16 protein-coding genes are annotated in these 20,423 nt (G+C 72.3%); 4 read left to right on the forward strand and 12 right to left on the reverse strand.

Features of this window, described 5'->3' with window-relative positions:
* Positions 1-57: 57 nt before the first annotated feature.
* The 3 genes from pyk to pta all read right to left on the reverse strand — a co-directional run bounded on the left by pyk (position 58) and on the right by pta (position 4,873).
* Positions 58-1,488 (reverse strand): pyruvate kinase, encoded by a 1,431-nt coding sequence (gene pyk / locus ACIBBD_RS23955; RefSeq protein ID WP_399421523.1) that lies wholly within the window; start codon positions 1,486-1,488, stop codon positions 58-60.
* 89 nt (positions 1,489-1,577) lie between these two features.
* The gene (locus tag ACIBBD_RS23960) at positions 1,578-2,786 is read right to left on the reverse strand and encodes an acetate kinase (protein WP_399421524.1); all 1,209 of its coding nucleotides are present in this window, start codon (positions 2,784-2,786) and stop codon (positions 1,578-1,580) included.
* Entirely contained in the window at positions 2,783-4,873 is a 2,091-nt protein-coding gene (gene pta / locus ACIBBD_RS23965) for a phosphate acetyltransferase (RefSeq protein WP_399421525.1), read from the reverse strand. Before pta ends, ACIBBD_RS23960 begins: the two co-directional genes overlap by 4 nt.
* Before the next feature lie 212 nt (positions 4,874-5,085).
* Here pta and ACIBBD_RS23970 point away from each other — a divergent pair, with 212 nt between their 5' ends.
* The gene (locus ACIBBD_RS23970; protein WP_399421526.1) at positions 5,086-6,111 is read left to right on the forward strand and encodes an ATP-dependent 6-phosphofructokinase; all 1,026 of its coding nucleotides are present in this window, start codon (positions 5,086-5,088) and stop codon (positions 6,109-6,111) included.
* A gap of 64 nt (positions 6,112-6,175) precedes the next feature.
* Here the strand turns inward: ACIBBD_RS23970 and ACIBBD_RS23975 are convergent, their stop codons facing one another.
* The 3 genes from ACIBBD_RS23975 to ACIBBD_RS23985 all read right to left on the reverse strand — a co-directional run bounded on the left by ACIBBD_RS23975 (position 6,176) and on the right by ACIBBD_RS23985 (position 9,901).
* Positions 6,176-6,898, reverse strand: a complete 723-nt coding sequence (locus tag ACIBBD_RS23975) for a helix-turn-helix domain-containing protein (protein WP_399421527.1) — start codon at positions 6,896-6,898, stop codon at positions 6,176-6,178.
* A 68-nt stretch (positions 6,899-6,966) separates the two neighbouring features.
* Positions 6,967-8,949, reverse strand: a complete 1,983-nt coding sequence (locus tag ACIBBD_RS23980) for an ATP-binding protein (RefSeq protein ID WP_399421555.1) — start codon at positions 8,947-8,949, stop codon at positions 6,967-6,969.
* 91 nt (positions 8,950-9,040) lie between these two features.
* Positions 9,041-9,901 (reverse strand): 5'-methylthioadenosine/S-adenosylhomocysteine nucleosidase, encoded by an 861-nt coding sequence (locus ACIBBD_RS23985; RefSeq protein ID WP_399421528.1) that lies wholly within the window; start codon positions 9,899-9,901, stop codon positions 9,041-9,043.
* A gap of 45 nt (positions 9,902-9,946) precedes the next feature.
* Here ACIBBD_RS23985 and ACIBBD_RS23990 point away from each other — a divergent pair, with 45 nt between their 5' ends.
* Positions 9,947-10,507, forward strand: coding sequence for a hypothetical protein (locus ACIBBD_RS23990; protein ID WP_399421529.1), 561 nt, complete (start codon positions 9,947-9,949; stop codon positions 10,505-10,507).
* A 252-nt stretch (positions 10,508-10,759) separates the two neighbouring features.
* On the opposite strand, the gene ACIBBD_RS23995 is transcribed toward ACIBBD_RS23990, so the two are convergent.
* Together ACIBBD_RS23995 and ACIBBD_RS24000 are read right to left on the reverse strand one after the other, a co-directional pair.
* Entirely contained in the window at positions 10,760-11,467 is a 708-nt protein-coding gene (locus ACIBBD_RS23995; RefSeq protein WP_399421530.1) for a response regulator, read from the reverse strand.
* Positions 11,464-13,116 carry an ATP-binding protein gene (locus ACIBBD_RS24000; protein WP_399421531.1) on the reverse strand — a complete coding sequence of 551 codons (1,653 nt, stop codon included), beginning with the start codon at positions 13,114-13,116 and terminating at the stop codon, positions 11,464-11,466. The genes ACIBBD_RS23995 and ACIBBD_RS24000 overlap by 4 nt, the downstream gene beginning before the upstream one ends.
* Before the next feature lie 122 nt (positions 13,117-13,238).
* Between ACIBBD_RS24000 and ACIBBD_RS24005 the strand changes: the two genes are divergently transcribed.
* Complete coding sequence (locus tag ACIBBD_RS24005; RefSeq protein WP_399421556.1) at positions 13,239-14,666, forward strand: cation:dicarboxylate symporter family transporter; 1,428 nt, start codon at positions 13,239-13,241, stop codon at positions 14,664-14,666.
* A 343-nt stretch (positions 14,667-15,009) separates the two neighbouring features.
* Here ACIBBD_RS24005 and ACIBBD_RS24010 read toward each other — a convergent pair whose 3' ends face one another.
* Together ACIBBD_RS24010 and ACIBBD_RS24015 are read right to left on the reverse strand one after the other, a co-directional pair.
* On the reverse strand, positions 15,010-15,333 hold the full coding sequence (locus ACIBBD_RS24010; RefSeq protein ID WP_399421533.1) for a hypothetical protein: 324 nt from the start codon (positions 15,331-15,333) through the stop codon (positions 15,010-15,012).
* Between the two features lie 338 nt (positions 15,334-15,671).
* Positions 15,672-16,295: a TetR/AcrR family transcriptional regulator gene (locus tag ACIBBD_RS24015; protein WP_399421534.1), complete on the reverse strand. Its 624-nt coding sequence runs from the start codon at positions 16,293-16,295 to the stop codon at positions 15,672-15,674.
* A 178-nt stretch (positions 16,296-16,473) separates the two neighbouring features.
* Between ACIBBD_RS24015 and ACIBBD_RS24020 the strand changes: the two genes are divergently transcribed.
* Positions 16,474-18,258, forward strand: coding sequence for an MFS transporter (locus ACIBBD_RS24020; RefSeq protein WP_399421535.1), 1,785 nt, complete (start codon positions 16,474-16,476; stop codon positions 18,256-18,258).
* Between the two features lie 266 nt (positions 18,259-18,524).
* On the opposite strand, the gene ACIBBD_RS24025 is transcribed toward ACIBBD_RS24020, so the two are convergent.
* Both ACIBBD_RS24025 and ACIBBD_RS24030 read right to left on the reverse strand, forming a co-directional pair.
* Positions 18,525-19,433 (reverse strand): aldo/keto reductase, encoded by a 909-nt coding sequence (locus ACIBBD_RS24025; protein WP_399421536.1) that lies wholly within the window; start codon positions 19,431-19,433, stop codon positions 18,525-18,527.
* A gap of 1 nt (position 19,434) precedes the next feature.
* Complete coding sequence (locus ACIBBD_RS24030; protein WP_399421537.1) at positions 19,435-20,403, reverse strand: NAD-dependent epimerase/dehydratase family protein; 969 nt, start codon at positions 20,401-20,403, stop codon at positions 19,435-19,437.
* Positions 20,404-20,423: the final 20 nt, after the last annotated feature.

A 20,423-nucleotide genomic window follows, 5' to 3' on the forward strand; every position in this document is an offset into this window, starting at 1 on the left:
CCCTGTCACAAGGGGGGCGCCCTCAGCGCCGTTCGAACGCCCTCACGGGCCGTCTCCTCAGTCGCGGGAGCCCTGGCCCAGGTGGTGGACGCGGACCATGTTGGTGGTGCCGGGGACACCGGGCGGTGAACCGGCGGTGATGATGACGATCTCGCCCGGCTCGAAGCGGTTCAGCCGGGTGATCTCCTGGTCCACCAGGTCGACCATCTCGTCGGTGCTGTTCACGAACGGCACGACGTGCGACTCCACGCCCCAGCTGAGCGCCAACTGGTTGCGGGTGCCCTCGTCCGTGGTGAACGCGATGATCGGCTGGGCGGCGCGGTAGCGGGAGAGACGGCGGGCGGTGTCGCCGGACTGGGTGAAGGCCACCAGGCCGCGGCCCCCGAGGAAGTCCGCGATCTCACAGGCGGCACGGGCCACCGAACCACCCTGCGTGCGCGGCTTCTTGCCCGGCACCAGCGGCTGCAGACCCTTGCTCAGCAGCTCCTGCTCGGCCGCGGCGACGATCTTCGACATCGTCTTCACGGTCTCGATCGGGTACGCGCCCACGCTCGACTCGGCGGACAGCATCACCGCGTCGGCGCCGTCCAGGATCGCGTTGGCGACGTCGGAGGCCTCGGCGCGGGTCGGACGGGAGTTGGTGATCATCGACTCCATCATCTGGGTCGCGACGATCACCGGCTTGGCGTTGCGCCGGCACAGCTCGATCAGGCGCTTCTGCACCATGGGGACCTTCTCGAGCGGGTACTCGACGGCCAGGTCGCCACGGGCGACCATCACACCGTCGAACGCCATCACGACGTCCTCCATGTTCTCCACCGCCTGCGGCTTCTCCACCTTGGCGATGACGGGGACGCGGCGGCCCTCCTCGTCCATGACGCGGTGCACGTCCTGGACGTCCTTGGCGTCGCGGACGAAGGACAGCGCGACCAGGTCGGCGCCCATGCGCAGCGCGAACCGCAGGTCCTCGATGTCCTTCTCGCTCAGCGCGGGCACGTTGACGGCCGCGCCGGGCAGGTTGATGCCCTTGTGGTCGGAGATGACACCGCCCTCGATGACGATCGTCCGCACCCGGGGGCCCTCGACGTCCAGGACCTTCAGCTCGACGTTGCCGTCGTTGATGAGGACCTGGTCGCCGCGCGAGACGTCGCCGGGCAGGCCCTTGTAGGTGGTGCCGCAGATCGTCTTGTCGCCGGGCACGTCCTCGGTGGTGATGGTGAACTCGTCACCGCGCACCAGCTCGACCGGCCCCTCGGCGAAGGTCTCGAGACGGATCTTCGGGCCCTGGAGGTCGGCGAGGACGCCGATGGCCCGGCCGGTCTCCTTGGCGGCGGCACGGACCCGGTCGTACCGGCCCTGGTGCTCGGCGTGGGTGCCGTGGCTGAAGTTGAACCGGGCCACGTTCATGCCGGCCTCGATCAGCGACACGAGCATTTCGTGGGAGTCGACCGCGGGGCCGAGAGTACAGACGATTTTCGAACGGCGCATGGGGCGATCCTATCGGTTTGTTTCGCTACGGAATATTCCGTCTGGTGGAAGATACAAATGAGGTGGCCGGCGCTCAGTTGCTTTCCTGCTCAGTTTGTGTTTCCCACCAATGCGTAGGTCTGCGTCGCGATCTCCAGCTCCTCGTCGGTCGGCACCACGGCGACCTTCACGCGCGCGTCACGGGGCGAGATCAGGCGCGGCTCGTCGCTCCGGACGGCGTTCAGCTCGCCGTCCACCACGATGCCCAGGGTCTCCAGGCCCGCGACGGCCGCCTCCCGCACCTCGGCGGCGTTCTCGCCCACCCCGGCGGTGAACGCGATCGCGTCCACCCGCCCGAGCACGGCGTAATAGGCGCCGATGTACTTCTTCAGACGGTGAATGTAGATGTCGAAGGCGAGCTTCGCCTGTTCGTCGCCCTCGTCGATCCGGCGCCGGATCTCCCGCATGTCGTTGTCGCCGCACAGGCCCATCAGTCCGCTCTTCTTGTTGAGAAGAGTGTCGATTTCGTCGATGGACATTCCGCCAACACGCGCCAAATGGAAGATGACGGCCGGATCGGTGTCTCCGGAGCGCGTACCCATCACGAGCCCCTCCAAAGGCGTCAGCCCCATGGAGGTGTCCACACACCTGCCGCCCCGCACCGCCGACGCGGACGCCCCGTTGCCGAGGTGCAGCACGATGACGTTGGCCTCCTCCGGCGCCCTGCCCAGCAGCTTCGCGGTCGCCCGGGAGACGTACGCGTGCGAGGTGCCGTGGAAGCCGTAGCGCCGGACGCGGTGCTCGTCGGCCGTCCGCACGTCGATCGCGTAGCGCGCGGCCGACTCCGGCATCGTCGTGTGGAAGGCGGTGTCGAAGACGGCGACCTGCGGCAGGTCGGGCCGCAGGGCCTGCGCCGTGCGGATCCCGGTGAGGTTGGCCGGGTTGTGCAGCGGCGCCACCGGGATCAGCCGTTCGATCTCCGCGAGGACGGCGTCGTCGATGACCGTCGGCTCGGTGAAGTGCTTGCCGCCGTGCACCACGCGGTGCCCGATCGCGGCCAGCTCGGGCGAGTCCAGCCCCAGGCCGTCCTTGGCCAGCTCCTCCGCCACGGCCTTCAGGGCGGCGTCGTGGTCGGCGATCGGCCCGGTCCACTCCCGGGACTCACCGCCGGTCAGCGGCGTGTGCTTGAGCCGGGAGGACTGCTCGCCGATGCGCTCGACGAGCCCCATGGCCAGCCGGCTGCTGTCGCGCATGTCGAGCAGCTGGTACTTCACCGACGAGGAGCCGGAGTTCAGGACGAGGACGCGCGTGGAGCTCACTGGGCGGTTGCCTTCTCGCTGGGGGACTGGGCCTGGATCGCCGTGATGGCGACGGTGTTGACGATGTCCTGCACGAGGGCGCCCCTCGACAGGTCGTTGACCGGCTTGCGCAGACCCTGCAGCACCGGCCCGACGGCGATCGCGCCGGCCGAACGCTGCACGGCCTTGTACGTGTTGTTGCCGGTGTTCAGGTCGGGGAAGATCAACACGCTGGCCTGGCCCGCGACCTCGGAACCCGGCAGCTTGGTCGCCGCGACGGACGGCTCGACGGCCGCGTCGTACTGGATCGGCCCCTCGATCCTCAGGTCGGGCCGCCGGGCGCGGACGAGTTCCGTGGCCTCCCGCACCTTGTCGACGTCGGCGCCCGACCCGGACGTCCCCGTGGAGTACGACAGCATCGCGATCCGCGGCTCCACCCCGAACCGGGCGGCGGTCGCCGCCGACTGGATGGCGATGTCGGCGAGCTGCTCGGCGTCGGGGTCGGGATTCACGGCGCAGTCGCCGTACACCAGCACCTTGTCGGCGAGGCACATGAAGAACACCGACGAGACGATGTCGGCGTCCGGCTTGGTCTTGATGATCTCGAAGGCGGGCCGGATGGTCGCGGCCGTGGAGTGCACCGAACCCGACACCATGCCGTCGGCGAGGCCCTCCTGGACCATCAGCGTGCCGAAGTAGTTCACGTCGGAGACGACGTCGTACGCCAGCTCGACGGTCACGCCCTTGTGGGCGCGGAAGCCCGCGTACAGCTCGGCGAAGCCGTCGCGCAGCTCGCTGGTCGCCGGGTCGATCAACTGGCAGTCGCCCAGGTCGATGCCCAGGTCGGCGGCCTTCTTGCGGATCAGGTCGACCGGGCCGAGCAGGGTGAGGTCGCAGACGCCGCGGCGGAGCAGCACCTCGGCCGCGTGCAGCACGCGCTCCTCCGTCCCCTCGGGGAGGACGACCCGGCGCCTGTCGGAGCGGGCCTGTTCCAGCAGCTTGTGCTCGAACATCATCGGCGTGACGCGGTCGCTGCTCGGCGCGGAGACCCGCCTCAGCAGGTCGGCGGTGTCGACGTGCCGCTCGAACAGGCCGAGCGCGGTCTCCGCCTTGCGCGGGGTGGCCGCGTTCAGCTTGCCCTCCAGGGAGAACAGCTGCTCGGCGGTGGGGAAGCTGTTGCCGGCCACCGACAGGACGGGCGTGCCGGGGGCCAGCCGGGCGGCGAGGGTGAGGACGTCCTCGCTCGGCACCTCCCCGAGGGTGAGGAGCACGCCGGCTATCGGCGGGGTGCCGGCGCTGTGCGCGGCCAGCGAGCCGACGACCAGGTCGGCCCGGTCGCCCGGGGTGACCACCAGGCAACCCGGCGTCAGGGCGTTCAGGAAGTTCGGCAGCATGGCGCCGCCGAAGACGAAGCCGAGGGCGTCCCGGGCGAGGCCGGAGTCGTCGCCGAGCAGCACCTTCGCGCCCAGGGTGGAGCTGACCTGGGCCACCGTCGGCGCGGACAGGGCGGGCTCGTCGGGCAGCACGTAGCAGGGCACCGGCAGGCGGGAGGCGAGCTGACCGGCGATCCGCTCACGGTCCTCCCGGGCGACCCGGTTGGCGACCATGGCGAGGACGTCGCAGCCCAGCGCCTCGTAGGCCCGGTAGGCGTTGCGGGTCTCGGCGAGCACGGACTCCGTGGTCTGCTTGCGGCCGCCGACGACGGGGATCACGGCGGCGCCGAACTCGTTGGCCAGACGCGCGTTGAGGGACAGCTCGTCCGGGAACTGCGTGTCGGCGTAGTCGGTGCCGAGGACGAGGACGACGTCGTAGTGACGGGCGACGCGGTGGAACCGGTCGACGAGGGTGGAGACCAGCTCGTCCGCGCCCTGTTCCGCCTGGAGGGCGGACGCCTCGTGGTAGTCCATGCCGTAGACGGTCGCCGGGTCCTGGGACAGTCGGTAGCGGGCACGGAGCAGCTCGAACAGACGATCGGGCCCGTCGTGGACGAGGGGGCGGAAGACGCCGACCCGGTCGACCTGCCGGGTCAGGAGCTCCATGACCCCCAGTTCGACCACCTGGCGGCCGTCGCCGCGGTCGATCCCGGTCACGTACACGCTGCGCGTCACGCGTGCTCTCCGTTTCGTCTCGTCGTCGTCTTCTTCGTCGGCTGCCCCGGGGGAACCCGCCGTGCACAAAAATCGCCCACCAAGGTGAGCAGAACCCTCTTGACAATACCCCTGCCCGCGGATAAGGCGCCCGTCAAGAGACAGCCCCCTCGGGGGCATGAAAGAATCGGGGTTGGCTCACCGGTGTCGAAGCGAGCAGGAGACACAGCACGATGCGTATCGGAGTTCTCACCGCAGGTGGCGACTGCCCCGGGCTGAACGCAGTGATCCGGTCGGTCGTGCACCGAGCGGTCGACAACTACGGCGACGAGGTCATCGGGTTCGAGGACGGCTACGCCGGTCTCCTCGACGGCCGTTACCGCGCGCTCGACCTGAACGCGGTCAGCGGCATCCTCGCCCGTGGCGGCACGATCCTCGGCTCCTCCCGGCTCGAGCGCGACCGGCTGCGCGAGGCCTGCGAGAGCGCCGGCGACATGATCCACGACTTCGGCATCGACGCGCTGATCCCGATCGGCGGCGAGGGCACGCTGACCGCGGCCCGCATGCTGTCGGACGCGGGCCTGCCGGTGGTCGGCGTCCCGAAGACGATCGACAACGACATCTCGTCGACCGACCGCACCTTCGGTTTCGACACGGCGGTCGGCGTGGCCACGGAGGCGATGGACCGTCTGAAGACGACGGCGGAGTCCCACCAGCGCGTGATGGTCGTCGAGGTCATGGGCCGGCACGCGGGCTGGATCGCCCTGGAGTCCGGGATGGCCGCCGGCGCCCACGGCATCTGCCTGCCCGAGCGCGCCTTCGACCCGGCCGACCTGGTGAAGATGGTCGAGGAGCGCTTCGCGCGGGGCAAGAAGTTCGCGGTCGTCTGCGTGGCGGAGGGCGCCCACCCCGCCGACGGCACCATGGACTACGGCAAGGGCGCGATCGACAAGTTCGGTCACGAGCGCTTCCAGGGCATCGGTACGGCACTGGCGTACGAGCTGGAGAAGCGCCTCGGCAAGGAGGCCCGCCCGGTCATCCTCGGCCACGTCCAGCGCGGCGGCACCCCCACCCCCTACGACCGCGTCCTCGCCACCCGCTTCGGCTGGCACGCGGTGGAGGCGGCGCACCGGGGCGAGTTCGGCAACATGACGGCGCTGCGGGGGACGGACATCGTGATGGTGCCACTGGCGGAGGCGGTGACCGAGCTGAAGACGGTCCCGAAGGACCGGATGGACGAGGCGGAGTCCGTCTTCTAGGGCGAGCTCCTCGTAGGGCGGCTCCTCGCGGGGCGGGTTCTCCCGGCTTCCCGAGGCGGTTCGCTCAGCCGGTCCCGTTCTCCAGGGCGCTCCAGAAGTGCTCGACGATCCGGTCGAGGAAGTCCCGGCCGGTGTCGCTCGCCTCACCGGCCGCGCTGCCGTCGCCCCAGCGCAGGGTGGCGACCATGTGCCCCTGGTAGTTCCGGTGCAGCTCCCGCAGGGTTTCCTCCAGGAGACGCCGGTCCAGGGGCACGACTCTGCCGACGGGCCTGACGTACGCCTGCCAGCGGGTGGCGGCCGCGCCGCGCAGCAGGTCGGCGAGTCTCCCCTCGCGGCCGGTGACCGCGATCAGGTCGGGCAGGGTCAGGCCGAGCAGCTCGGCGAGGGCGGCGGACTGGCGCTCGGTGCCGCGCCACTGGCCGCTCTCCTCCATGCGGACGTAGGCCAGGAACTCGTGACCGACGGCACGCGCCACGTCCTCGGGGGCGAGGCCTCGGGCGATGCGGTGTTCCCGCAGGGTGCGGGGGCGGCCGATGAGGTCGGCCGGGGAGCACCACAGGGCGGCGGCGAGCGCGGTCAGTTCCGGGTGCGTGGGCGTGGCGGTTCCGCGTTCCCAGGTGACCACGAGATCCGGGGTGACGTGGGGGAGGCCGTAGGAGGTGCGGAGGTGGTGGGCGACACGGGCGGGGGTCATGCCGAGCGCCGCGCGGAGCCTGCGGGCGGCGGGCGCGTCGAAGGGGGGTCCGGGCTGGTGGGCGTGGGACGGGGGTCGGGGCACGGGGGACAAGGTAGGGGCCGTGCGGGAGGGTGACTACGGGCTGTTTGGCCATAGTCACCGGTTGTAGGAACGTACGGTCATGACCGGTCGGTCAGTCGGGCGGCGGAGGCGCGGGCGCGGGCGGCATCGGTGGGGGCGTTGGCCCGGGTGAAGGCCTCGGCGGCTCGGAGGTAGGTGGTGCGGGCCTCGACCGGCCGGTGCTCCAGCAGGTGGATGTGCGCCAGGTTCTGGAGTGTCTGGCCCACCCCGAACGAGTCGTCGAACTCCTCGTAGATCTCCAGCGCTCTCCCGAACGCCTCGGCCGACCTGTCCCCTTCGCCGCTCACCCGCTGGGCGGAACCCAGGTTGTTGAGGATGATGGCCTCGCCGTGCCGGTTGCCGTCCCTCCGGCACAGTTCGAGAGCATGGGTGAGGGCCCGGGTGGCCTCGGCGTGCCGGCCCGCCTTCGACAGGGCGTTGCCCAGATTGCTCCACGCGCTCGTCTCACGGGGGTCCTCCACGGCGTGGTACAGGTCGCGGGCACGTGTGTGCGCCTCGATGGCCTCCGTCAGGCGGTTCGCCGTCTGGAGGGCGTTGCCCAGGTTGTTCCACGCGCTGGCCTCGTTGGCGCGGCCTCCGTCGGCGTGGTGCAGCTCCAAGGCTTGGACGTGGGCGGCGATCGCCTCTTCCACACGTCCGGCCTCCCGCAGGGCCAGACCGAGGTTGTTCCAGGCGACGGCCTCGGTCCGGCGGTCTCCCGCGCGGTGTCCCGCGTCCCTGGCGCTTTGGGAGACGGTGACCCAGTCGTCGAAGTACCGCCTCCAGGAGAGGTATTCGCCCAGCGACTCGGCCAGCGTCACGGCCGCCTGCGCGAACCGCTCCTCCCGTGCCCACTGCACCGCCGCCACGAGCGCCGACCGCTCGCAGTCCAGCCACGTCAGCGCCAGCGCCCGGTCCGTGAACCGCTCCGGCCCGTCCGGCGCGGTCACCAGGCGGGCGTTCGCCGTGGCGGCCATACCGGAGTAGTAGGTCAGTACCGCCTCCCGCGCGGCCTCCCCCTCTTCCCGGAACGCGGGGTCGGCGGCCACCACGCCCGCGCCGAACGCCCGCACGAGATCGTGCACGCGCCAGCGGGTGACGCGAGCCGCGTCGTCGGTCCGCCGGACCGGCGTGACGAGATGGGTCGCGGCCAGGTCCTCCAGCAGCGTCAGTGCCGCGTCGCGGTCGATACCGGCCATCGCGGCCACGGCCCCCGGCCCGGTCTCCGCGCCGGGGGCGAGGCACAGCAGGCGCAGCATCCGGGCCTGGTCGTCCGGCAGACGGTGGTAGGAGGTCTCCAGCACCGGGCGCAGGGCGAGCGGCCGCCCGTACAGGTCCGCTCCGGGGCGACCGGTGTCGAGGACGGCGGCGGGGTCCCCGGCAGCCCTGACCTCGGTGACCAGCGTCGCGATGTCCCGGTGTCTGCGCCTGCGCAGCATGGCGGCCGCGATCTGGAGGGCGAGGGGCAGGTGGCCGCACAGCTCCGTCAGCTCGCGCAGGGCGTCCGGTTCGCGCCGCGGCCGCTCGTCGCGTTCGTCGGCGTCGAGGAGGGCCCGGGTCACCAGGTCGACGGAGTCGTCCGGGGCGAGCGTCTCCAGGTCGACCAGCCGCAACGGCAGGGAGTCCGGCCGGTCCCGCGAGGTGATCAGCACACGGTGGCGGCCGGTGCCCGGCAGCAGCTCCCGGAACTGCTCCGGATCCGACGCGTTGTCCAGGATCAGCAGCATCCGCCCCGGCCGCTCGGCCAGCAGTCCCCGGTAGGTGTCGTACTGGCCCGTCGCCGTCGCCGGCAGGTCCGCGCCCCGCACCCCGAGCGCGTCCAGCAGCGCCAGCACCGCCTGATCCGCGGTCACCGGATTGTCGTCGTACCCGCGCAGGTCCACGAAGAGCGTCCCGCCCGGGAACCACCCCTTCCCGCACGCCCGGTGCGCCGCCTCCACCGCCAGCGCGGTCTTGCCGATGCCGCCCATGCCGGTGACGGCGAAGATGAGGACGGGGAGGGCGCCGGCATCGTCCGGCGTGGGGGCGAGCTGGGTGAGCAGGCGGTCGAGCTGTTCCCGCCGGCCGGTGAAGCCGAGGGGGCGCGGCGGGAGGACGGCCGTGGCCCGGGGGACCGGGCCGTGGACGGTCTTCCTACGGCTTTCCGACCCGCTTGACGGTGACCGGCCCGTGGAAGGTGCCGCCCCGGAGGTCGATGTGGTCGCCGCCGTAGGTGTTCCGGTTGCCGGAGCCGTGTTGGGGGCCCTCCTGGGAGTCGGGAGAGCCGCCTCGCGGACGGTGCTTGCGCAGCACCGCCACCGCGACCTTCGCCGCCTGCACGGCGGCCCGTTCCTGGGAGCCGCCGGCGTCGGCGTCCGCCTTCCCGGCGTCGGCCCGGTCGCTGATGCCGCGGATCACCAGGGCGTGCAGCTGTCCGTTCAGATGCGCCGCGTGGGCCGCTCCCGAACCCTCCATCTCGATCGCGGCGGCGTCGTTGTAGTGCTCGCGCAGGTGCCGGGCGATCTCGGACGCGGCGTCGGCCAGGACGACGTCGCCCGAGGCGATCGGCTTGAAGTGCGGTCGTACGTCCGTCATGTCCCGCACCGCGGAACGGGCCGCCTGGACCAGGGCGTTGGAGGCGCGCCAGGCCTCGGGACGGGACAGGAAGCCCTGCGGGGTCCACTTGCCTCCATGGATGCCGTAGACCTTGGTGCCCACGACGACGTCACCGATCCCGATGTCGCCCTTCAGGCTGCCGGCGATGCCGACGAACAGGACGGCCTGCGGGCGGAGCCAGCCGATGAGCTGGGTGGTCATCGCGGCCGCGTTGTCCACCCCCTCGCCCAGTTCGGCGAGCGCCACCGTCCACGACGTGCCGTCCAGGCGCCCGGTCTCGACACGGGTGCCGTCCTCCGGGTGGACGTCCTCCTCCCGGTCGGCGAGGTGGGCGCGCACGGCCGCGTACTCGAGCGGGAGGGCGGTGAGGACCACGACAGTGGGATTCGTCTCTGGCACCCCCTTAAGGTACTGCCAGGTCCACCGGGGGAAGGGGCGCTTGCCATGGCCGAACGCGACGTCACCGTCGGGCAGTTGCTGCTCGTCGAGTACCAGAGCGTCAAGGACGAGCAGAAGGCGCGGATCGGTTTCCGGGACAACCTGCTGTACGTGACGCTGGCCGTGGTCGCGGCCGTCATCGCGGCGGCGGCCCAGGCCGAGCGGACGGAGATGCTGCTGGCCCTGCCACCGGTGTGTGTCGTGCTGGGGTGGACCTACCTGGTCAACGACGAGAAGATCTCGGCGATCGGGCGGTATGTGCGGGGGGAACTGGCGCCTCGGCTCGCCGCGCTCGCCGGTGAGGCGGAGACGTTCCGGTGGGAGAGCTTCCACCGGAGCGACGCCCGCCGCTACTCGCGCAAGCTCGTGCAGTGCGTGGTGGATCTGCTGGCCTTCTGCGTCGTGCCGTTGAGCGGGCTGGCCGTGTACTGGGGCGGGGGACAGGTCTCGGCGGGGCTGCTGGCCCTGTCCGTCGTGGAGGCGGTGGCCGTGGCGGGGCTGGGGGTGTACGTCGTGCGGTACGCGGTGCCGTTCGGGAGCGGGGGCGGGGGCGGGAGTGGGACATGACCCGGTAGGACGGCCTTTCCCGTGACCACGGATCGGGCGCCTCGGTCGCTCGTCCAGGTGTTCGGTACGACGGCCTTTCCGGTCACCGGGGATCAGGCGCCGCGGTCGCTCCTGCCGGCGCTCGGCGTCGAGCCGGAGCGCACCTTGTCGGCGAGCCGGCCGGCCGAAGCCCGGAGGGCCTGGCGGCGAGCCGCGGACGCCTGCGCCCGAGCCGGCGCCCCCTGGCAGCCGCCCGGATGCCGGCCGCCGTCCTCAGCGCCCCGTCCGAACCCAGCGGTACACCAGCTCCGGCCGCCCCACCTGCCCGTACAGCGGCTTCCGTTCCGCCCGTCCCGCCTCCACCAGGTGCTCCAGATACCGCCGAGCCGTGATCCGCGAGATCCCCACCTCCTCGGCCACCCCCGCCGCCGTCAGCCCTTCCGCCGCCTCCCGCACGGCCCCCACGACCCGCTCCAGCGTCGGCCCGCTCAGTCCCTTCGGCAGTGCGGCCGGCCCCGGCGCGCGCAGGGTGGCCAGGGCGCGGTCCACCTCGTCCTGGCCGCTCGCCTCGCCCGCCGCCCCCCGGAACTCCGCGTACCGCACCAGCCGGTCGCGGAGCGTCGCGAAGGTGAACGGCTTCAGCACGTACTGCACGACGCCCAGGGACACGCCCTCCCGCACCACCGTCAGATCCCGCGCCGACGTCACCGCTATGACGTCCGCGTGGTAGCCCGCGGCCCGCAGTGACCGGGCCAGCTGCAACCCGTGTCCGTCGGGGAGGTGCAGGTCCAGCAGCAGCAGGTCCACCGGTGTACGGTCCAGCAGCCGCCGCGCCTCCGCGCCCGTGTGGGCCTTGCCCACGGCGACGAACCCCGGCACCCGGCCGACGTACAGGACATGCGCGTCGGCGGCCACGGGGTCGTCCTCGACCACCAGCACTCTGATCGGTTCGCCGCCGGTCCCGCCCGTCACGTCCGTCATCTCTCGCCTCCCGACACCGGCGCGGCCGGAACCGTCGTTCGCAACGGCAACCGCACCACGAACTCGGCGCCGCCCCCTTCGGCCTCCGTCACCGACAGCGTGCCCTCGTGGCGGTGTACAGCCTGCCGGACGAGGGCGAGGCCCAGGCCCCGGCCCCCGGGGCCCGCCGGCTTGGTCGAGAAACCGCGTTCGAAGACCTGGGAGGCGTGCGCGGGATCCACTCCCGCCCCGGTGTCCGCCACCCGCAGCACCAGCTCACCGCCCCCGGCACCGCCCCTGCAGCCCTCCGTCGACGCCGTCACCGTCACCCGCGCCCGCACGCTGCCCTGCGCCGCGTCCACCGCGTTGTCGATGAGGTTGCCGAGGATGGTGACGAGGTCCCGGGCCGGCAGCGACTCCGGCAGGAGCCCGTCGTCCAGGCCGCTCTCCTCCGACACGACCAGCTCCACCCCGCGCTCGTTCGCCTGGGCCGTCTTGCCCAGGAGCAGGGCCGCCAGCACCGGCTCGCTCACCGCCGCCACCACCTGGTCGGTCAGGGCCTGGGCCAGTTCCAGTTCGGCGGTCGCGAAGTCGACGGCCTCGTCCGCGCGGCCCAGTTCGATCAGCGAGACCACGGTGTGGAGACGGTTGGCCGCCTCGTGGGCCTGCGAGCGCAGCGCCTGGGTGAAACCGCGCTCCGAGTCCAACTCGCCCATCAGGGACTGGAGTTCGGTGACGTCGCGCAGGGTCACCACCGTGCCCCGGTGTTCGCCGCCCGACACCGGTGAGGTGTTCACCACCAGCACCCGGTTCGCCGTCAGGTGCACCTCGTCCACCCTCGGCTCGGAGGACAGCAGCGCGCCCGTCAGCGGGGCGGGCAGGCCGAGGTCGGCGACCGAGCAGCCCACGACCTCCTCCGAGACGCCGAGCAGTTCCCGGCCGCCGTCGTTGACCAGCGCCACCCGGTACTGGCCGTCCAGCATGAGCAGGCCCTCGCGCACGGCGTGCAGCGCCGCCTGGTGGTAGTCGTGCATCCGGCTCAGCTCGGTCGCGTTCATGCCGTGGGTGTGGCGGCGCAGGCGGGCGTTGATGACGTAGGTGCCGACCGCGCCGAGCGAGAGCGCGCCGGCCGCGACCCCGAACAGGGCCGTCACCTGGTCCGAGACGCGCTTGCTGATCGCCTCGACCTTGATGCCGGCGCTGACCAGGCCGACGATCCGCTTGTCGTCGTCCTCGACGGGGGTCACCGCGCGGACGGACGGGCCGAGGGTGCCGGTGTAGGTCTCGGTGAACGTCTCGCCCTTCAGGGCGCGCGCGGTGTTGCCGCGGAAGTGCCGGCCGATCTCGTCGACGTCGGGGTGGGTCCAGCGGATGCCCTCCGGGTTCATGATCGTGACGAAGTCGACCCCGGTGTCCCGCATGATCCGCATCGCGTACGGCTGGAGCTCGGCCGTGGGGTTCCCGGTGTGGATCGCCTCGCGCACGGACGGGGAGTCGGCGACCGAGCGGGCCACGGCGGTGGCCTGGCGGCGCGCCGCCTCCTCGGCCTGGCCGCGGTCGCTGACGTAGGTGAACAGCGCGTAACCGGCGACGACGACCGCTATCAGCACGGCCTGCATGGCGAAGAGCTGGCCGGCCAGGCTGCGGGGTCGGGGGGCGGGGATGCGCATGCCGTCAGTGTGCCCCCGGCGTCGAGCGTGAACTAAATGAACGGAAGGGTGACCGCGCTCACAGCGTGGGGGGATAGTCACGGCAATCCCCATAACCCCCGGACGTGAGCCGCACGCCGGTGATGCCGACGAAGACGTCAAGGAGGGCAGCCGTGGCCGCCAGCACCACTCCCCATACGGCACCTGCCGCACCCGCCAAGCGGGACCGCACCCACTACCTGTACATCGCGGTGATCGTCGCGGTCGCCATCGGCATCGCCGTGGGTCTGATCGCACCGGACTTCGCGGTCGAGCTGAAGCCCATCGGTACCGGCTTCGTGAACCTGATCAAGATGATGATCTCGCCGATCATCTTCTGCACGATCGTGCTCGGCATCGGTTCCGTCCGGAAGGCCGCCAAGGTCGGCGCCGTGGGCGGTATCGCCCTCGTCTACTTCCTGGCCATGTCGCTGGTGGCGCTGGGTATCGGCCTGGTCGTCGGCAACATCCTGGAGCCGGGCACCGGCCTCGCGATCACCGACGCGGTCAAGGAGACCGGCCAGGCGCAGGTGTCGGCGGAGGCCAAGGACACCACCGAGTTCCTGCTGGGCATCATCCCCACCACGATCGTCTCCGCCTTCACCGGCGGCGAGGTGCTGCAGACCCTGCTCATCGCCCTGCTGGCGGGCTTCGCCCTGCAGGCCATGGGCGCGGCCGGAGAGCCGATCCTGCGCGGTGTCGAGCACATCCAGCGGCTCGTCTTCCGCATCCTCGCCATGGTGATGTGGGCCGCCCCGATCGGTGCCTTCGGTGCCATCGCGGCCGTCACCGGCTCCGCCGGCGTGGACGCGCTCAAGAGCCTCGCCGTGCTGATGCTCGGCTTCTACGTCACGTGCTTCCTGTTCGTCTTCATCGTGCTCGGCGCGCTGCTGCGGATCGTCGCCGGCCTGAACATCCTCACGCTCTTCAAGTACCTGGGCCGTGAGTTCCTGCTGATCCTGTCGACCTCCTCCTCCGAGTCCGCCCTGCCGCGTCTCATCGCGAAGATGGAGCACCTCGGCGTCAGCAAGCCCGTCGTCGGCATCACCGTCCCGACCGGCTACTCCTTCAACCTCGACGGCACCATGATCTACATGACCATGGCCTCGCTCTTCATCGCCGACGCCATGGGGACGCCGATGTCGGTCGGCGAGCAGATCCCGCTGCTGCTCTTCCTGCTGGTGGCCTCCAAGGGTGCCGCCGGTGTCACCGGCGCCGGCCTCGCGACCCTGGCCGGCGGCCTCCAGTCGCACAAGCCGGCCCTGGTGGACGGCATCGGTCTGATCGTCGGCATCGACCGCTTCATGAGCGAGGCCCGCGCCCTCACCAACTTCGCGGGCAACGCGGTCGCCACCGTCCTGATCGGCACCTGGACCAAGGAGATCGACAAGGTCCGCGTGGAGCAGGTGCTCGCCGGCCGGGCGCCCTTCGACGAGAAGACGCTGCTGGACGACGGACACGGTCCCGCTCCGGCGGCCGCGGACGTGCCCGAGCAGCACGAGGAGGGCGAGAAGGAACTCGCCAAGGCCTGACCGGTCCCGGACTCCGGGTGTCCGGCCCCGCCTGAACCGGGGCCGGGCATCCGGCCGAGGTCCCGGCGGGACCGCCCGCGGTATCCCCGCGGTGGTCCCGTGCGGTGTCCGCCCCCCACTCCGGGCGGCTGAGTGCTCCCCCGTAGCTCAGCCGCCCGGTTCTCTCTTTATCCGCCTGCGGCCCGCGTACGGTCTCCCGTGCGCGGGCCGCAGGCGGTCTTCCCGTGCGCTGGCCTTGTGGGTCTTCCCGTGCGCGGCCCGCGTCGGATCCCCCCTCACGCGCCGTGCGCGCCGTACGCCGATACGCAGGTCGCGTCAGGCCGGCACCGGCTCCTCCTTGGCTTCAGAGGGTGTGGCGGAGCCACCGCTGGAGGGCGGTGTTGACGCTGAGGGGCAGCGCGCTGAGCTGGTCGATGGCCTCCCGGTCCTCGGGGCGGGGCGGGATGCCGGCCGCGGTCAGGGCCGCGTGCAGATCGAGGCGCCGGCGGTCGCGCGGGTCGAGGGCGAGGCTCAGACGCTCGGCGGGGTGGGGCGGCGGCAGCAGGTGGTCCGCGTCCGCGTCCTGCGGCTGCCCGGCCGGGGCCGGCCAGACGGGTGCGGCGTCGTCCACGGCGTACGGGTCGACGAAGGTACGGGGCGAGCTGTGCTCGACGGTGATGGCGGTCACGTCTCTGCTCCTCGGGTTGATTGCGGATCTGCAGGACAGGAGCGCTGGGACACCGGCGCCGGTTGCGGTGGCGTGCGAATGTCAGGCCTTCGGCCTCATCGGCAGCTCATCGTCCGGTCGGACCAGCGGACCAGCGGACCAGCGGACCAGCGGACCAGCGGACGAGCGGCAGAGCGGACGGGTGGCGAGTGCCCAGGTCGGTGATCCGGCGGTCTCTCTCCGTGCCCGGAGGGATGAGCGGCAGAGGGGCGAGCGGCAGAGGGGCGAGCGGCAGAGCGGGCGGGCCGGGCGGGTGGCGGAGCGGACGGGTGGCGGAGTGGGCGGGCCGGGCCGGCGCGTCAGCCGGATCCGCTCACCCTCGCCACCAGCGCGGTGGCCAGATTGGCGGGCACGCCCGACGCGGTCAGCACCGTGACCGCGGCCGAGCGGCCCGCCTCGCGAGTGCTCAGCAGGTCGTCGTTCACGGCCTCCATCAGGGCGAACAGGATCTGCTCGTGGACGTACGCCAGGGCGGGCGCCGGCAGCGGTGAGGCGAAGGTGCCCTCGTCCAGCCCGCGCTGGATCAGCCGGACGCTGCTCTCACGGACCGGGGTGAGCCGCTCCCGGATGCCCTGCATCGTGACCGTGCGCTGGGCGAGGGCGACCAGCAGGCGGTAGCGGTCGGCGATCTCCCAGACCGCGAGCACCGAGCGGGCCAGTGCCTCCGCCGGGTCCGCGACGCCCTCGCGGCCCGTCGCGTGCGCGGTCGCCAGCGCGTCCACCGCCCCGTCGACCAGTGTGCCGATCAGTGCCTCACGGCTGGGGAAGTGCCCGTACACCGTGCGGCGTACGACACCGGCGGCGCGGGCGATCTGGTCCATGGACGCGTCGGGGTCGCGCAGCAGCTCGGCGAGGGCCACGTCGAGGATGCGGCGGCGGTTGGCGTCGGCGCGACTGGTGTTACCCGTGGTCATGGCGGCCATTCTGCCCGCCTTCCGTCCCTGGCTCGTTCTCCTCCCGTGATTTGCACACGGTTGTGCATCGACGTACATTGCACATGACTGAAAAATTGCACGCCAGTGTGCAAATCCAGCGGGCGTGCCGTCGGGCACATCCCCGCGCACGTCCCCGCGTACGTCCTGAGGAAGGCGATCCCGGCCCATGCGACTCGTCATGAACGAACCGGTCGAACGGATGGAGGGCCCCTACCGCCGGCGCTGGTGGGCGCTGCTCGTCCTCTGCCTGAGCCTGCTGATCATCGTGATGGCGAACACCGCCCTCACGGTCGCCGCACCCGACATGACCCAGGACCTGGGCCTGTCCAGCGCGGACCTGCAGTGGGTGATCGACGGCTACACCGTGCCGTACGCGGCGCTGATGCTGCTGCTCGGCGCGATCGGCGACAAGTACAGCCGGCGGGGCGCGCTCGTCCTCGGGCTCGTCGTGTTCGGCGGCGGCGCGGTCTCCGGCTACCTCGCCGACAGCTCCACGGCGGTCATCGCGGCCCGGGCCGTGATGGGCGTCGGCGCGGCGATGATCATGCCCGCGACCCTCTCCCTGCTCGCCGCGACCTTCCCGCGCGCGGAGCGCGCCAAGGCGATCACCCTGTGGACGGCGACCGCCGGCCTCGCCATCGCGGCCGGCCCGCTGGTGGCCGGCGCCCTGCTGGAGGACCACGGCTGGTCGTCGACGTTCCTGATCAACGTGCCGGTCGCCGTCCTCGCGATCGTCGGCGCCCTCGTCCTCGTACCGCCGTCCAAGGCCGGTCACGCGGACCGTATCGACCATGTCGGCGGGCTGCTGTCCGTGGTCTGGACCGGCGCGCTCGTCTACATGATCATCGAGGGGCCGCACTTCGGCTGGGGCGTGAAGGCGATCACGGCGGCGGCCGTCGCGGCCGCGGGCCTGCTCGGGTTCGTCCTCTGGGAGCTGCGCCATCCGCGCCCGGTCCTGGACGTCCGCCGCTTCACCGACCGCCGCTTCGCCGGCTCCAACCTCGCCGTCGCCCTGTTCTTCCTGGCCGTCTTCGGCGCCTTCTACTACCTCACCCAGCACCTGCAGTTCGTCCTCGGCTACGACGCCCTCGACACCGGGCTGCGCATGCTCCCGCTGGCCGGCGCGGTCTTCGTTGGCTCCGCCCTGACCGGCTACCTCACCCCGCGCGTCGGCATGAAGTGGACGGTGGGCGCGGGCATGGCCGGAGGCACCGCGGCCCTCGCCCTGCTCACCCGGGTCGACGCGGGTTCGTCGTACGGCGACTTCGTCGCCCCCCTCGTCGTCCTCGGACTGGCGATCGGGCTCGCCCTCTCGCCCTGCACGGACGCGATCATGGGGGCGTTCCCCGAGCCCGAACTGGGCGTCGGCGGCGCGGTGAACGACACCTCGCTCGAGCTCGGCGGCTCGCTCGGCATCGCGATCCTCGGTTCGCTGCTGGGCACGTCGTACGCGGACCACCTCGCGGACGCCGCCTCCGGCGCGGAGCTCCCGGCCGGCACCCTCGCCACCGCCCAGGACTCCGTCGGCGCCGGGTACGCCGTCGCCCAGGGCGTCGCCGACAAGGCCGCGCAGCTCGCCGAGCAGGCGGCACGCGCGACCGACCCGCAGCAGGCCGCCCAGCTCAAGGCCCAGGCGACCCAGCTCGCCGGGAACGCGCGGCAGATGGCCGACGCGGTCGGCTCCTCCTTCGCGGACGCGGTCGCCCACACCAGCCTGGTGGGCGCGGTGGTGCTGGGCATCGGCACGCTGCTGGTGGCGGTGCTGCTGCCGCGCGGGACGCAGACGGTGCAGGAGGAGGCCGGTACCGCCGAGCAGGCCGGAGCGGCCGACGCGGCGGAAGGGGCCGAAGCCCCCGCGGACGGCGTCGAGACCACCGAGGGTGTGGAATCGGCCGAGGGCGTGGAATCGGCCGAGGGTGCCGAAGTGGCCGATGCGGGCCGGCACCGCTGAGGGGGCGGAAGCGCCGACGCGGCTCGTGCTCCCGCCGACGCGGCGGCGCCGGTGACACTCAACCCTCGCCGCCGCGCGCATCCGGCAGCCACCTGCCCTGCGGGCCTCGGACGGCCACGCCCTCCTGAGTGGGCACGCCTCCCGGTGCGGCCACGCCCACCCGGGGAGCGTGGCCGCACGTCCGGCCCCCGCGGCGCGCGTCGCCTACGGCGGCGCACGGCGTGCGGTGGTCCGGCCGACCCGGGTGGGTGACGGGGAACGACGCCTCACACCCGAAGCCTCCGCCCCCGCTCCACCGCCCCCTCCAGCCGTTCGGACTCCTCGGCCGAGAGGACCAGGTCCGCCGCGCCCGCCGAGTCCCGTGCCGTCCGCGGCCGGCTGGCGCCCGGGATCGGGAGGACCGTGGGGGAGCGGGCCAGGAGCCAGGCGAGGCAGACCTGCTGGGGACTCACGCCGCGGTCGCGGGCGATCTCGTGGAAGGCGCCGAAACGCCGCTCGTCCTCCTGCCGGGACGGCCCGTCCAGGGAGCTGCGGGAGATGCCGCCCAGAGGGCTCCACGGGAGGAACGCCAGCCCCAGCCCGGCGCAGAGCCGCAGCTCCCGCTCGCTGTCGCCGACGGCGGGAGAGTACCGGTTCTGCACCGAGACCAGCCGGTCACCGAGGACCGCGCGGGCCCGGCGGATCTGGTCCGCGTCCGTGTTGGAGACGCCGGCCAGCCGGATCGTGCCCGCGTCCAGCAGGTCCCGCAGCGCGCCCACCGACTCCTCGAACGGCACCCGTGGATCCGGCTTGTGGAGCTGGTAGAGGCCGATCGCCTCGACACCGAGCCGTCCGGCGGAGGCCTCGGCGGCCGCCTTCAGGTGCCGGGGATCGCCGTTCACCGTCCAGTCCTCGCCGGCCGGCCGGCCCCGGCCGCCCTTGGTCGCCACCAGCACGTCGTCCGTGGCACCGCCGTAGGTGGCGAGGGCGCGGGCCACCAGGCGTTCGTTGTGGCCGGGCGCGGCGCCCGGCAGGTGGTAGGAGTCCGCCGTGTCCAGCAGGGTCACGCCCGCGTCCAGGGCCGCGTGGATCGTGGCCAGGGCACGGGCCTCGTCGGGCCGGCCCTCGATGGACAGCGGCATCGCGCCGAGCCCGATCGCGCTCACGCGCAGCCCGCCCAGCGTGCGGTACCGCATGTCAGCCGTCCTTCCGCACGCCGGGCGCACCGAGCGTCTCCGCCACCGCCCGCCCGAGCCACCGCCGGGCACACCCGAAGCGGAAACCCAGCCGTACGGCGCGGGAGTTGTCCATCGCGTAGCAGCGGCGGAAGGCGAACGGCGAGACCTCGCCGACCTCCACCTCCTGGAAGACGATCCTGCCGTCGGGCACGTGTGCGGCCACCGCCCCGCACAGCTCCTCGGTCCTCAGCGGCTGGTGCGAGGCCGCGTTGACCGGCCCGGTGAAGTCCTCGCCCGCAGCCCAGAACAGGAAGTCGGCGATCTCCTCGACATGGATGTACGTCGCCGGATGGTTCGGGGAGGGCACGGCGATCGGCTCGCCGGCGCGGATACGGTCCGCGTAGTGCGCCAGCCGTCCGGTGAAGTCGTCGTCCCCGCCCAGCACATGGGCCACCCGGACGGACACGTACGGCGGGCCGGAGGCGCCGGCCGCCGCGAACACCGCCTCCGCCTGCCGCTTGCCCTCGCCGTAGTGGGACTCCCGGAACTGCGCGTCGTCCCAGGGCAGTTCCAGGTCGACGGGCACCGTCAGCGGGTCGACGTCCGTCTCGCGCACCGGTGCGATCGAGTCCTCGTACTCGTACACCTCGACCGTGGACGTCATCACGTAGCGGCGGGTGCGGCCGGTGAAGACGCGCAGGGCGGTCGCCGCCTGGCGCGGGGTGTAGCAGACCTGGTCGACCACGACGTCGAAGGTGCGCTCGCCGAGCGCCGTGCTCAGCGACCGCTCGTCGTCGCGGTCGGCGACGAGGTGCGTGACGCCGGGCGGTGGCGGTGCCGATCCGCGGTTGACGACCGTGACCCGGTCTCCGGCCTTCAGCAGCCGCTCGATCAGCCGCTTCCCGAAATACCGGTTGCCGCCGATGACCAACACCTCTCGGGCCCCTGCCGTGCCGGCCACTGCCCCTCCAGCCTTTTCCATGACCATAATTCTCCCGGCGTACCCAC

The sequence above is a fragment of the Streptomyces sp. NPDC051315 genome, assembly GCF_044455165.1.
In the GTDB taxonomy this organism is placed as follows: Bacteria; Actinomycetota; Actinomycetes; order Streptomycetales; family Streptomycetaceae; genus Streptomyces.